This is a genomic window from Bacillus sp. CZDM1, from assembly GCF_055502545.1.
On the sequence record NZ_JBUESO010000017.1, the window covers coordinates 63767 to 77848 of the forward strand.

Here is a 14082-nt window from a genome sequence, read left to right on the forward strand (position 1 = left end):
CTATTTATCAGCATGGGTGCTAATTAATAGTGCCTTTAATGGTGCCTGTCACCACTTGAAGTATTTCGAAGGGAAAGTGCACTATTACTGACAGGAGAGGAGAGAAGCCATTTATAAGGCTTCTCTCCCTTTTAATTAGAAATACCAAACGATTACTATATCTATCGAGTACCGAAAATAAAAGGATGGGTCTGGAATTGAGAGGAATATCTACAGAGTGATTGTGATTTTTTACCATTAAAGCAAAATTTGGAGGAAGGTGTTCATTAGGTGAATTTATTGATTGACTAAAGACATGTGATTCACTTCTACTATAAAAAATATTAGCACAGACCAAGGCCTGGGTCTGTGCTAATAATTATTTTATGGCAATAAAAGTAACCCCTGTTACTGTTGAGGTGCTGAAGGAGTTGAAATACTTTGTAACGCCTGTTCTGCTTCGTTTGCAAATTGATTTTGTACTGCTAGATCACCTAAAGCAACCATCCCTACTATTTGTCCATTTTCGATTACCGGCAATCGGCGAATTTGCTGCTGTGCCATTATATTCGCTGCTTGATGAACATCCATATCAGGTGTACCTTGTACGATTTGCTGTGCAGTCATAACTTGAGATACTGGTGTTTGTGCATTTTCTCCTTGTGCTGTCGTACGAAGGGTAATATCACGATCTGTTACAATTCCAACCATTTGCCTGTTGTTATTTACTACTGGGATAGCTCCAATATTATATTGGCTCATTAACGCTGCAGCTTCCTGTACGGTTTGTGTTTCGTTAACAGTAACAATATTTGCTGTCATAATATCTCTTAATTGTGCCATGAAATTACCTCCAAATTATATTTACCTTTATAGGATGGGGAACATTGGCGCTATTATTTATGGTAATTTTTTTTACTTTATTTAAGGTGCACCATTTTTTTATTAATTAAATATTTACGGTTGACTTATGAAGTAGTTGGTATATAATAAAGGTATCTTCAATTCGAGATAATTTGTTTCAAGATAATTTGAGCCGAGATAAAAGGGAACGCTGGTTGGATAGATAGAAGTCGAATGGACTAAAAAATATCAAGGGAGTGTTAATAATGGTAACTTTATATAATACACCTAGTTGTGCTTCATGCCGAAAAGCAAAAGCTTGGTTTGATGAACATCAAATTCCTTATAAGGAAAGAAATATCCTTTCTGAAAAGCTTACATTAGATGAGATTAAGAATATTCTTCACTTCACAGAGGATGGCACCGATGAAATTATCTCAACTAAATCAAAAGCATTTCAGAAGTTAAATATAAATATTGATTCTCTTTCACTCCGTGAATTATATGCAATCATTAAAGAAAATCCCGGGGTATTAAGGAAACCGTTAATCCTTGATGAAAAGAGACTACAAGTAGGGTTTAATGAAGAGGAAATACGTAGCTTTTTGCCACGTTACATGCGTATATTTCAACTTGATGAAGTCCATAGCTTTATTGAAGAAGCACAATAGAGGTATTTGCAATAATATCGAGTAAATAACGTATTCAATAAGGATATTTAAAACAGGAGGTGTAAACATGGAAAGGAAATGTACAAACCAGCCATTTTTACTGTTAATGCAAACCTCAAAAGCCATTCAGGAACGAATAAGAGATGAAATGTCCAAAAATAAACTTAGTATTACCGAGTTCTCTGTTTTAGAAGTGCTATTCCACAAAGGAAAACAAACCATTCAGCAAATTGGAAGTAAAATCCTGATCTCTAGCGGTTCGATGACGTATGTTATTGATAAACTTGAAAAAAAAGGGATACTAAAAAGAAATGACTGTAGAGAAGACAGGCGGGTTATTCATATAACCTTAACGGCTGAAGGAATTAAGATGATGGAAAGCATCATGCCGAAGTATCAAGACATGATTGATTCAATTTTTGCTGATTTAACAGATAATGAATCACAGTTGTTAGTCGACTCCTTAATAAAAGTGAGTAACAGAGTTTGATGTATATTTTTTTAGTTAATATCTCGGAATCGAGATAAATAGAAAGCAGGAGGAAAATAAAATGATGAGTATTGGATTATTAATTATAAGGGTAGTAATCGGTGTGTCATTCATGGCTCACGGCGCACAGAAATTATTTGGCTGGTTTGGCGGTTACGGCTTAAAGGGTACAGGTGGCTGGATGGAATCCCTTGGTATGAAACCAGGTGTGATGATGGCCCTTATGGCAGGATTAGCAGAATTAATGGGGGGATTATTGTTTACATTAGGACTTCTTACACCCCTTGCAGGAATCATGATTGCAGCTACAATGGTAATGGCGATTATAAAGGTTCATGCTGCTAATGGTTATTGGGCAACACAAAATGGATACGAATATAACCTGACATTAATAGCAGTGGTAATTGGTATAGCACTAATTGGGCCAGGTCAATATGCATTAGATGCTTTTTTATTCTAATATATCTCGAATTAGAGATTCTTAGTTTAGTGGTTTTATCGATAATTTAAATAAAAATAAGACACCATAATATAAAAAGGAGTGTTTTCAAATTGAGTAAGAAAACAATGGGTATTCATCATATTACTGCTATTGTAGGTCATCCACAGGAGAATGTTGATTTTTATGCAGGTGTATTAGGATTGCGCCTAGTGAAACAAACGGTAAACTTTGATGACCCTGGCACGTATCACCTTTATTTTGGAGACGGGGGAGGAAAACCTGGAACCATCATCACCTTCTTCCCATGGGCTGGTGCTCGACAAGGTACTATCGGTGACGGACAAGTAGGAGTTACCTCGTATGTTGTTCCGAAAGGTACAATGGAATTTTGGGAAAATAGATTAGAAAAATTCAAAGTATCTTTTACTAAAATAGAACGATTTGGCGAGCAATATTTGGAATTCGATGATCCACATGGTCTTCACCTTGAAATTGTTGAAAGAGAAGAAGGAGAAGTGAATAACTGGAACTTTAACGGTGTATCACCAGAGGTTGCCATTAAAGGGTTTGGCGGAGCCACTCTATTATCATCACAGCCTAGTAAAACGGCGGATTTGTTAGAAAAAGTTATGGGGCTTGAGTTCGTAGGAAAAGAAGGAGATTTCGCCCGTTATCGCTCTTCAGCTGAAATTGGAAATGTCATTGACCTAAAATTAACTTCGAATGGACGAGGAAGAATGGGTGTGGGTACTGTACATCATATCGCATGGCGTGCAAGTGATGATCAGGATCAACTGGAATGGCAAAAGTATGTTGCAGCGAATGGTTACGGTGTCACTCCTGTACAGGATCGAAACTATTTCAATGCGATTTATTTTAGAGAACATGGGGAAATCTTATTTGAAATTGCCACTGATCCTCCAGGGTTTGCCCATGATGAATCCGTAGCGACAATGGGAGAAAAATTAATGCTGCCTTCACAGTATGAACAACATAGAGAACAAATTGAACGCGGGTTACTGCCTTTTAAAGTTAGAGAATTAGATTAATTATTTGAAAAGGAATGATGTCTTTGCTTTCAATTGATCCGGCCTCATTGTCTGAAAGAGAAAATTATAAATTTCTAATCGGCAGTATTATTCCAAGACCAATCGCTTTTGTTACCACGCTTTCGAAGGATGGAATTTTAAATGGTGCACCTTTTAGTTATTTTAATATTGTTTCGTCAAATCCCCCGATGATTTCGTTATCAATTCAGCGAAGAGAGGGGCAGCACAAAGATACAGCGAGAAATATCATCGAGTCAAAAGAATTTGTGATTCACATCGTAGATGATCAGAATGTTGAAAAGATCAATCAAACGGCAGCAAGTCTGCCTCCCCATCAAAGTGAAATAGAAATGGCTCAATTAACGCCAGTGGAAAGTGTCAAAGTCTCTGTACCTGGTGTAAAAGAAGCCAAAATTCGAATGGAATGCCTTTTAGAGCATTCCCTTGAATTAGGCGGAGTGGATTCACCGGGGTGTGATCTTTTAATAGGGAGAATTGTTCAGTTTCATATCGAAAATGACCTATATGATAAAGGAAGAATTGATCCTAGGGGTTTAGCAGCTGTTAGCAGATTGGCTGGTACCAACTATGCAAAAATTGGCGAGCTGTTTTCCATGGAAAGACCTAAATAATCTCCAGATGAACACTTTGGAGAAATTCTTAATAGAGGGAGATAAATAATGAAACATATATTCAATAAGGGAAAAAATCCAACAAAACCAACTTTTCTTATGCTGCATGGAACAGGAGGCAATGAACTAGACCTGCTTCCGCTTGCAGGAATGATTGATGATGAAGCAAACGTACTAAGCGTTCGTGGGAATGTTCTAGAAAACGGCATGCCACGATTTTTCCGCAGATTAGCTGAAGGCATTTTTGATGAGGAAGATCTTATTTTTCGAACAAAGGAATTAAACGAGTTTCTAGATGAAGCCGCTGAAAAGTATGATTTTGACCGCGATAATATTCTAGCCATCGGCTACTCAAATGGAGCAAATATTGCTGCGAGTTTATTATTTCACTATCAACATGCATTAAAGGGTGCAATTCTTCATCATCCAATGGTGCCTCGAAAAGGAATAGAACTTCCTGATTTAACTGGGAAATCAGTATTTATTGCAGCAGGGACGAATGACCCGATTTGTTCTCCAATGGAATCAACAGAGCTTCAGTCATTATTAGAAAAGGCAAATGCGAAGGTAGAACTCCATTGGGAAAATAGAGGCCATCAATTAACCAGTCAAGAAGTGGAAGCAGCAGCAAATTGGTATCGAAAGCATTATTTAACGAAATAATATAACGTAAATGGAAGACTCAACGGAGAAAAAACGAACGGCTTAAGACTGAATGGAATTTTAAAAGAGAGAAACAATAGGAGGTGTTACAATTGGGTTTCTTGTCTCGTTTATTTGGATGCAACTGAAAAGGAGGAAGAAAAAATGACAAATGTAAAATTAGCGGTGATTTATTACAGCATGGGTGGCACTAACTATCAATTATCAAAATGGGCCGAAGAGGGTGCAAAGGAAGCGGGTGCTGAAGTAAAAGTTTTAAAAGTACCTGAACTTGCTCCACAATCAGCTATTGAAGGGAATCCCGTTTGGAAAGCACATGTAGATGCAACAAAAGATGTGCCAGAGGTTAAATTGGATGACCTAGAATGGGCAGATGCGATTATTTTCAGTGTGCCTACCCGCTTTGGTAACATGCCGGCTCAAATGAAGCAATTCTTAGACACTACGGGTGGTCTTTGGTTTAATGGCAAGCTAATGAATAAAGTTGTAAGCGCAATGACTTCCGCACAAAACCCTCACGGTGGTCAAGAAGCAACGATTTTATCACTTTACACAACCATGTATCATTGGGGTGCAATTGTCGCAGCTCCTGGTTATACAGATGCCGTAACATTTGGAGCCGGCGGTAACCCATATGGAACAAGTGTTACAGTTGGTCAAGATGGGAAAATGATTGAAGATGTTCAAGCTGCTGTAAAGCATCAAGCAAAGCGTACAGTAACAGTTGCAGAATGGGTAAAAAAAGCGAATCAATAAAATTTAAATGAATAAAAAAGTCTGATGGGGTCATTCCATCAGACTTTTTTATTAGTTATTTATTTTCTAAAACAGGAAATATCTACTATGGTGGTTCTATTGACTAGAGTAATAGATTAATATATTATTAATTCGAGATAAATGATTTAAAAATAATAAATTCCGAGATAAAAAGGAGAGTTATATATATGAATGTTTTAGTAGTAAAAGCAAACAACCGTCCAGCTTCAGATGCTGTATCAAGTAAAATGTATGAAACTTTTATGGAAAACTTAGAGGGTGTGAATGTCACAACTTTCGATGTTTTCGCTGAAGATATGCCTTACTTTGGTCAAGATTTATTCAATGCATTTGGTAAAGTTGAATCAGGCGAGGAAATGACGGATCTAGAAAAACGTCTTCTAGCTGCAAAACAAAAAGCAATGGATGCTCTCACAGCAGCTGACTTAGTGGTATTCGCATTCCCATTATGGAACTTAACAATCCCAGCACCATTACAAACGTTCATTGATTATGTATACCAAGCTGGTTTCACTTTCAAGTACGATGAAAATGGTCAAGCTGTCCAATTAATGACACACAAAAAAGCAATTATCCTAAGTGCACGCGGCGGCGTTTATTCAACACCTGAAGCAGCACCAATGGAAATGTCTGCTACTTATATTAAAAACGTTGTTGGTCTTGTATTCGGTATGGAAATCATTGACGAAGTTATTATTGAAGGGCATGCAGCAATGCCAGCTCAAGCTGAAGCGATTATTGCTGCAGGATTAGAAAAAGTAAAAGAAGCTGCAAAGAAATTATCACCAGTAGCAGTATAATAATGAAGAAAGGCGCTTGGATATATTCCAGCGCCTTTCTCTATACCTTTTATTCGAAGTGTCGATTAATATTTTGACATGCTTTGATAAGGGCAGTAACGAGCTTATCCTCATTCCCATAAAAACGTGTAGATGGGAGCGGAATGGAGACTGCACTCCGATTGCCCAATCGATCAACTACAACAGCCCCGACTGCACATATTCCTTCAATATGCTCTTCTCTTGAAAAAGCAACTCCTTCTCTTCGGGCCGTTTCTAGCTCCTTTAACAATTCATCCCGATTCGTAATCGTTTTATCCGTGTACCGTTTTAGCTCTTTCGGCAGCAGGCTTTCAACTTCAGTTAAAGGCAGTGAAGCGAGAATAGCTTTTCCGTTTGCTGTGCAATGCAATGGAAAAGAAGCACCAGGCTGTGATGTTGCTTGCAGGGGATGTGCCGCGATAATTTGATCAACAAACAGTACCTTACCGTTATCTAATACAGATAGGTCGACCGTTTCATTGATCATAGTAGAAAGCTGGATTAAAAATGGTCTAATTTCTTCTCTTAAATCACTATGTACAGCGCCAGCAAGCCTTGCAATCTCAGGCCCAAGGCGAAATCCTTTGTTAGCAGAAGCTGGTGTTACTAGGTTTTCTTGTTCTAGTGCGGCTACAATTCTTTGGACAGTTGACCTAGCCAGGTCTACCTCTTTTGAAATCTGTGTAAGACTTAATCCTTTTGGATGCTCTCTAAGCGTCCGCAGTATATTAGCTGCACGTGTAATAACCTGGATACTGGATGTCTTATTTTGATTTTGGTCATCGATGTTCAAGATAATTCCTCCTTCCTTTCAAACATAATAGCCTAATTTAATTCCAGCAAATAGTGTAAAGCCATAAATACATATAGTAATAATAACAAAATTATGAAGAAAGAATAATTGACAGGTTCTTTCATTATAAATTATACTTTAGTTAACCACAATGCGATACAAATGTACCGCATTGTGGTTAAGTGTTATGGATGATAAATTTGTTAAATACGAATGTTAATAAATATGATAACGAAAATAAATAGAGAGTTAATCTGAAGGAGAGCGGTTGTAATGAAAACGGAATTTGGGTTTGCTATTGTTGGAACTGGTCTCATTAGTACAACGCATTATCAGCAAATTTCAGCGATTGAAGGAGCAAAAGTGGTTGCCGTTTACTCCCGCAAGGAAGAAAAGGCAAAATCACTTGCGGAAAAAGCAGGTGCAGATTGGTATACAGATTATCAAGAAATGCTAAAGAAAAAAGATATTGATATTGTATCGATTATTACACCCAGCGGCACTCATGCTGACATGGCGATAGAGGCAGCACGGGCTGGAAAGCATGTAATCGTGGAAAAACCAATGGATATTTCCCTTGAAAAAGCACAGCAAATGATTGATGTATGCCGTGAACATCATGTTAAACTAAGTATTATTTCACAACATCGTTTTGATGCATCGGCAGTGAAGATTAAAGATGATATTGATTCAGGACGATTTGGAAAAATGGTCCTTGGGCAAGCCGCTGTGAATTGGTATCGTCCGCAAAGCTACTATGATACTAGTAAGTGGAGAGGGACCTTGAAAATGGATGGGGGCGGCGTCTTAATCAATCAGGCCATTCATACGATAGATTTATTTCAGTACTTCATGGGAGAAGTGGAAAGTGTTTACGCACATACAGCCATCTTAGCTCATGAAGGAATTGAAGTGGAGGATGTGGCTGTTGCCACGGTGAAATTTAAAAATGGCGGGTTAGGAACCATTGTTGGAACGACTGCTGCTTATCCAGGCCTGTCAGCCCGCTTGGAGATTATCGGAACAAATGGAACAGCTGTGATTGAGAATGATCAATTAATGAAGCATTATCTGCGAAATCCAAATAATGAAAGTGAAGCTATTAATTTAGCTGGTATTGAAAAACCTAGTGGGGAAGACCTTGATCATGCGTCTGTTGACCCTGCAGCACTTGATGGTGCTTCTCATCGTTTACAGTTTATTGATATGATGAATGCCATTCAGGAAAATAGAGAACCGCTTGTGAATGGTGAAGAGGGATTAAAACCACTAAAAATCATATTAGCTATTTATGAATCCGCACGGACAGGACAGCCTGTACAAATCGAGAGTCTCTAACAATCCCGTCACCTAACCTTAATTGAGTAACTAGTGACATATAAATAAGCGGAGATTTTCCGATTAGACTGTAGAATAGAGCTCGGTCGGGGTATATAGGCGGAGATTTTCCGTTTAAGCAAAGCAAAATTGCCCATTTTCACGTTTTTCGGAGTAAATAGTCGGAATTCTTCCGTCTATTTAAGCCATTTTTAGTGTTATTTTCTAATTAAGAGGAATTTCTCCGCTTATTTAACAAACTCGCTTTAGCATCTAATGAACTTGTACAACTTACGGGTGGTTTCGCGAAAAAGGGGAAATTTTAAAAAGGCTTAGAGGTATTTGCTTCTCTAAGCCTTTTTGACTGTGATATATGCAGTGAAGTTTATGCGATTAGCTAGTTGCGATTTACCATTTTGCACCTCACAAGTAATCCCGGTTATTAAATGAGAGAGGTTTTTAATTCATAACCATTTATCTGCCCATGCTTCTAAAGCTTTGAGCGATCGTCCAAGTTCTGTCCCTTTTTTGGTTAAAGAATATTCGGTCCGTACAGGACGGTCGGCAATTACATTTCGCAATACAATTCCATTGTCCTCGAGCTCTTTCATCCGTTCATTTAATACTCTTTTACTTAAGTCTGGTATAAAGGTATGGATTTCACTAAATCTTTTTGGCTTCTCCATTAAAGCGTGAATGACTAGGCCAACCCATTTTTTTCCTAGTATATGATAGCATTCTTCAACTTTGCTGCATAATTTATTTTCTGTATCCATTCGCAAAGCCCCCTAAAGTATCCTGGTTATTTTTAATAACTATATATTTATATTAGCAAACCAAGTATTTAAAATAAAGTATTAACTGGATTATTATTACCAATCAGGACAATAACGTAACTTTTCAGTTCACAAATTTGACACAGAAATATTGACAATAATTTTAAAACCCAATCTATTGACATGGTAATTAAACATTTTTTATACTTAATATAATCATATAGTGGTACATATGTATCATCATACGGTTAATTAGGGAGTGGACGAGCATATACTTAAAATGAAATGAAGGTCTTGAAGGTCTAGTTTTTTTAAATATTAGTCATTAATAAATAGGAGCTAATAAAATGATAAGAGTAGTTTGTAAGGCAAAGCTTAAACCAGGAGTAAATCTTGAAGAATATTTAACTCTTGCTAGAGAAGTTGTGACAGAAACCAGAAAAGAAAAAGGATGCATGATGTATACTCTTCATGAAGATATCCATGATCCATCCATCCTAACAACGATTGAAGAATGGGAGAATGAAGAGGTTATCAATCAACACAATAAAAGTGAACATATTATGAAATATGTTCCAGAGTTGAGGAGATTGAGAGAAAGCACAGAAATCAACCTTTATAAAGAAGTGAAATAATTAATTAAGAACAGGCAGAGGCTGTTTTAGTATAAAAAAATGTAAAGGTGGGAGAAAAAATGATTAAAGGGATTAATCACAAAGGTTTTCATGTAGTAGATATGGAACGCTCATTGGACTTTTATTGCAATAAGCTTGGTTTTAAGAAAGCGTTTGAATTGAATCATCCAAATGGTGAACCGTGGATTGTCTATGTAAAAGTGGCAGATGGGTGTTTCATTGAATTATTTTATGGAGGTGCAGAGGGGGTTAAGAACAGAGCAGACCACATCTGTTTCGAGGTCGATGATATTCATGAAGCAGCGGATCAATTGAAGAAAAAGGGAGTTTCTTTAGAAGTTGAAATTTCTCAAGGCAGGGCTTTGAATTACCAATTCTGGGTAGTAGATCCTGATGAAAATTGGCTCGAGTTTATGGAAATGAATCCTGAATCCCCACATATGAAAAGCTAAGGTGAATGAAAAGGAAGGAGATTTTTGCCGTGAAATTTAACAAAGTTCGCTGGGGCATTATTGGATGTGGTGATGTGACGGAAGTGAAAAGTGGACCTGCATTCCAAAAAGTAAAAAATTCAGAGTTATCTGCCGTTATGCGTAGAACGGGTGAACTTGCAAAAGACTATGCAATAAGACATCATGTACCAAAATGGTACGATGATGCTGACGCCCTTATTAACGATCCAAATGTTGATGCAATCTATATTGCGACACCACCTGGTTCACATAAAGAATATACAATTAAAGCTGCGAAGGCAGGAAAACCTGTTTATGTTGAAAAGCCAATGGCACTCAATTTTGATGATTGCAAGGAAATGATCGATGCCTGCGAGGAGGCTCGAGTTCCATTATATGTTGCTTACTACCGCAGGGCATTGCCTCGATTTGTAAAAGTAAAAGAGCTGTTGGAAAATAAAGCGATTGGAGACGTTCGTTTCGTCGCAACGACACAATATCAAAAAGCCTCAGAAGATGTGAAGGATGTACAAAATCTCCCGTGGAGGCTTCAACCTGAATTGTCCGGAGGGGGACTGTTTTTTGATTTAGCCAGTCATACGCTTGATCTATTAGATTTTTTGCTGGGGCCAATTAAAGAGGTTAAAGGTTTTGCATCGAATCAAGCAGGCTATTATGATGCGGAAGATATCGTTACAGGTACCTATCAATTTGAATCTGGAATTCACGGCGTAGGAAATTGGTGTTTTTCTGCATTTGAAGATGTGGATGTGAATGAAATCGTAGGCAGTAAAGGGAAAATCACCTTTTCCACTTTTGGTAATGATCCGATTGTTTTGACTACGGCAGGTGGAACAGAGCAATGGAATTTTGAAGCACCGCAGCATGTCCATCAACCCCTTGTGGAAACGATTGTGGCTGACTTGACAGGAGGCGGCGGCAAGTGCCCAAGCACGGGAGTGACAGGTGCGAGAACCAACTGGGTTATGGGTGAAATTAGATAAGTGAAAATTGGATTTACAATTAAATAATTGTATGAATGTTAAAAAGGGATGGTCTCCATCTCTTTTTGTTTTGTTAAACATAATTTTAAATTCGCAAAGTGTATTCAGACTGTCGTACATTATATATAGAAGGTATTTTTATCTCTAATCATTTCCAACGGCAGCAATCATGGATTGCTGTTTATTTTATTATTGAATTTTTAGAAAAAACAGAAAGTAGTGATTAGATTCACTTTGAAAGGTTTCGATTGTTGGTAAACTTTGGTTAAAAGCTTACTGATTGGAGGGAATATTATAAAACTAGTAGCTATTATCTCAGTTTTACTTACCTACATACTAATTGTATTCGGAGGATATGTTGCTTCTTCGGAATCAGGGATGGGATGCGGGCCAGAATGGCCTTTATGCAATGGAGAGGTTATTCCTGTTTTGGAAAATGAGACATTGATAGAATTTGCGCATCGAGCCATAGGTCTTCTGCTTGCCATTTTAGTAGGGACTCTCTTTGTACTAATCAAACGGAATAAGAACAACAAAATACTCCAAACTGCAGGAAATTGGCTTATAAGTTTACTAACATTACAGATATTAGCGGGAGCAGTGGTTGTCGTGCTGGATTTACCGACAATTGTTATTACTGTTCATCTACTTGTAGCCATGCTGTTCATGCTTGTCTTGTTGTGGATTTATCGGACTGAATCTCATACTCGAATTGAAACGAAATTAAGTGATAACAGGAAATTAAATATCGTATTTCAGTTAAATGTATTGATCATCCTGCTTTTATTAACCATGGGATTTGGTGCATTTATTAAACATGAATATTATGGTCTGGCATGTGGCTGGCTGGATTGTAGAGAAACACTGCTGCCTGTAACAACACCTGAAATCCTTCAAACCGGGCATCGTGTATTAGCAGTCATTACTGCAGCATATACTGTTTTCCTGCTGTTTAAGGCTTATCTGAATAATTGGGGTCAGGGATTGAAGATGCGGTTACTCCTTGCTGCTACTATGGTAGTAATGCAGATATTAAGTGGCATCCTCACAATTATAACCAATATCAGCATCCCATGGGCTGTTGTCCATCTTGCAATTGGGACAGCATTGTTCATGATTGTCGCAGACACAAGACTAATAGTGGGGTTAACGATAGCTAAGAACACCGGGAAACCGTGGACGGATAAAAAGGGACAACCATTTGGCAAGTAAACATTGGAGAGGTTTTTTACAGCCCGTGGTAATAGGTACAAAAGAGGCTTTAGTATAAGGTTAACTTATTCTTAAAGTTCCGTTACCTATCACAAACATTAAAAATATAACTTAAAAAGGGTGCCAAATTGTATATGAATTTGTCACTCTTTTTTTTATGGATATACAGCGTTTAATGCGGAAATTTACACTAAAATTTGTAATGGAAGATTGTGTTAAGATGAAATGAGGTTTGTGAACAAGTGTAGTTAAGCTAACTGTTAGTTGAAGAGTGCTGTAAAATGACGAAATAATAGCATTTATAGTGTATCGTAATATTTGTATTCGTAAAAAGGAGGATTATACTTTTGAATATTTTAATTTTAGGTGCAACTGGACGAGTTGGAAGTCAAATAGTAACTTATGCCCTTCATGATAGACATCATGTTACTGTATTAGTTCGCACTCCAGAGAAGCTTCAAATAAATAATGAAAATTTAACCATTATTCAAGGGAATGTTTTAAATAAAAATGATATAGTACGTGCAATGCATGGGATTGATGTAGTTATTAGTGCACTAAACACTGATGGCACAACCACTCTATCAGAAAGTTTGCCACTAATTATCAAAGCAATGGAAAACGAAGGTATAAAACGAATTATCACGATAGGAACCGCAGGGATCTTACAAAGTAGAACTACGCCAACCGTAATCCGTTATCAGTCAAGTGAATCAAAACGTAAATCAACCCATGCAGCAGAAGAACATCATAAAGTTTACGATATGCTGGAACAATCAACACTCGATTGGACGATTGTATGTCCTACATATTTACCAGATGGAGAAAGAGAAGGTCAATATCGAATTGAACGTAATTTTTTGCCAGAAGGTGGTATGAAAATATCAGTTTCTGATACAGCAGAATTTACTTATCGTCAGATAGAAAGTAGCGATTATGTCCAATCACGTGTAGGAATCGCCTACTAATAACATTCTCTTACATTATTACTTGCTGTCACAAGGTGAAATTTATTGTTTGTCATAAATTGCACTTAGACTAAAGGGTAGCAAGAGTTTAATTTTCAAGAGGCTATTGCGCTGGCGTGGCTTCGACTTGATTTTCTCCGAATGTGCCACTTCCTTCTAATACATAAATATAGCCATTATAGGTACCAGGAAGGTCTTGAATAACATATGCACTTTTTTCTAATATCATTTCTAAAAATGTGACAGATGCGTAATTCAGTGTATTAGATACAATATCTCCTGACGAACCTGAATATACCCTAATATTGGAGGTTAAGATGAAAATAAAACCTGAATATTGTAAAGTACACGATGCACTTTCCATCTTGGTTGGGAAATGGAAGCCCATTATTTTATTGTAACTAATGTCGGAAGGCACAATGAGATATGGAGAATTAAAAAAAGCACTGGTAGGTATTACCCCAAAAATGTGGTTACTGTAAACAGTAAAAGCCAGGAAGTGGTTCCCTGGCTTTTACGTTTGTAATCCTAATTATTCATTGGGCAATCAGGCATAGT

At 37.4% G+C, this 14082-nt stretch carries 17 protein-coding genes; 14 read left to right on the top strand and 3 right to left on the bottom strand.

The window, feature by feature from the left end; translation table 11 throughout:
• Positions 1-387: 387 nt before the first annotated feature.
• On the bottom strand, positions 388-822 hold the full coding sequence (locus ACY3XC_RS25385; protein ID WP_179160291.1) for a CBS domain-containing protein: 435 nt from the start codon (positions 820-822) through the stop codon (positions 388-390).
• 266 nt (positions 823-1088) lie between these two features.
• On the opposite strand from ACY3XC_RS25385, the gene spxA reads away from it, so the two are divergent.
• The 8 genes from spxA to ACY3XC_RS25425 all read left to right on the top strand — a co-directional run bounded on the left by spxA (position 1089) and on the right by ACY3XC_RS25425 (position 6346).
• Complete coding sequence (spxA, locus tag ACY3XC_RS25390) at positions 1089-1493, top strand: transcriptional regulator SpxA (protein ID WP_464871073.1); 405 nt, start codon at positions 1089-1091, stop codon at positions 1491-1493.
• A gap of 67 nt (positions 1494-1560) precedes the next feature.
• The gene (locus ACY3XC_RS25395; RefSeq protein ID WP_464871074.1) at positions 1561-1983 is read left to right on the top strand and encodes a MarR family winged helix-turn-helix transcriptional regulator; all 423 of its coding nucleotides are present in this window, start codon (positions 1561-1563) and stop codon (positions 1981-1983) included.
• A 61-nt stretch (positions 1984-2044) separates the two neighbouring features.
• Entirely contained in the window at positions 2045-2443 is a 399-nt protein-coding gene (locus ACY3XC_RS25400) for a DoxX family protein (RefSeq protein WP_179160288.1), read from the top strand.
• 92 nt (positions 2444-2535) lie between these two features.
• Complete coding sequence (locus tag ACY3XC_RS25405; protein WP_464871075.1) at positions 2536-3474, top strand: ring-cleaving dioxygenase; 939 nt, start codon at positions 2536-2538, stop codon at positions 3472-3474.
• Between the two features lie 23 nt (positions 3475-3497).
• A complete protein-coding gene (locus ACY3XC_RS25410) occupies positions 3498-4106 on the top strand; it encodes a flavin reductase family protein (protein WP_464871076.1) in 609 nt (202 codons plus the stop codon).
• Positions 4107-4154: 48 nt separating this feature from the next.
• Positions 4155-4769 carry an alpha/beta hydrolase gene (locus ACY3XC_RS25415; protein ID WP_464871077.1) on the top strand — a complete coding sequence of 205 codons (615 nt, stop codon included), beginning with the start codon at positions 4155-4157 and terminating at the stop codon, positions 4767-4769.
• 144 nt (positions 4770-4913) lie between these two features.
• Positions 4914-5525, top strand: a complete 612-nt coding sequence (gene wrbA, locus ACY3XC_RS25420) for an NAD(P)H:quinone oxidoreductase (RefSeq protein ID WP_464871078.1) — start codon at positions 4914-4916, stop codon at positions 5523-5525.
• Between the two features lie 188 nt (positions 5526-5713).
• Positions 5714-6346 (top strand): FMN-dependent NADH-azoreductase, encoded by a 633-nt coding sequence (locus tag ACY3XC_RS25425; RefSeq protein ID WP_179160283.1) that lies wholly within the window; start codon positions 5714-5716, stop codon positions 6344-6346.
• A gap of 49 nt (positions 6347-6395) precedes the next feature.
• Here ACY3XC_RS25425 and ACY3XC_RS25430 read toward each other — a convergent pair whose 3' ends face one another.
• Positions 6396-7160: an IclR family transcriptional regulator gene (locus ACY3XC_RS25430; RefSeq protein WP_464871079.1), complete on the bottom strand. Its 765-nt coding sequence runs from the start codon at positions 7158-7160 to the stop codon at positions 6396-6398.
• A gap of 273 nt (positions 7161-7433) precedes the next feature.
• On the opposite strand from ACY3XC_RS25430, the gene ACY3XC_RS25435 reads away from it, so the two are divergent.
• Positions 7434-8498: a Gfo/Idh/MocA family protein gene (locus ACY3XC_RS25435; RefSeq protein WP_464871080.1), complete on the top strand. Its 1065-nt coding sequence runs from the start codon at positions 7434-7436 to the stop codon at positions 8496-8498.
• A gap of 443 nt (positions 8499-8941) precedes the next feature.
• Here ACY3XC_RS25435 and ACY3XC_RS25440 read toward each other — a convergent pair whose 3' ends face one another.
• A complete protein-coding gene (locus tag ACY3XC_RS25440; protein WP_464871081.1) occupies positions 8942-9253 on the bottom strand; it encodes a winged helix-turn-helix transcriptional regulator in 312 nt (103 codons plus the stop codon).
• Positions 9254-9600: 347 nt separating this feature from the next.
• Here ACY3XC_RS25440 and ACY3XC_RS25445 point away from each other — a divergent pair, with 347 nt between their 5' ends.
• From ACY3XC_RS25445 to ACY3XC_RS25465, 5 genes are all read left to right on the top strand, one after another.
• Positions 9601-9888 carry a putative quinol monooxygenase gene (locus ACY3XC_RS25445; protein ID WP_464871082.1) on the top strand — a complete coding sequence of 96 codons (288 nt, stop codon included), beginning with the start codon at positions 9601-9603 and terminating at the stop codon, positions 9886-9888.
• 59 nt (positions 9889-9947) lie between these two features.
• Complete coding sequence (locus ACY3XC_RS25450) at positions 9948-10340, top strand: VOC family protein (protein WP_464871083.1); 393 nt, start codon at positions 9948-9950, stop codon at positions 10338-10340.
• A gap of 29 nt (positions 10341-10369) precedes the next feature.
• The gene (locus tag ACY3XC_RS25455; protein WP_464871084.1) at positions 10370-11344 is read left to right on the top strand and encodes a Gfo/Idh/MocA family protein; all 975 of its coding nucleotides are present in this window, start codon (positions 10370-10372) and stop codon (positions 11342-11344) included.
• Positions 11345-11605: 261 nt separating this feature from the next.
• Positions 11606-12556: a COX15/CtaA family protein gene (locus ACY3XC_RS25460; protein ID WP_464871085.1), complete on the top strand. Its 951-nt coding sequence runs from the start codon at positions 11606-11608 to the stop codon at positions 12554-12556.
• Between the two features lie 347 nt (positions 12557-12903).
• Positions 12904-13524: an NAD(P)-dependent oxidoreductase gene (locus ACY3XC_RS25465; protein ID WP_464871086.1), complete on the top strand. Its 621-nt coding sequence runs from the start codon at positions 12904-12906 to the stop codon at positions 13522-13524.
• Positions 13525-14082: the final 558 nt, after the last annotated feature.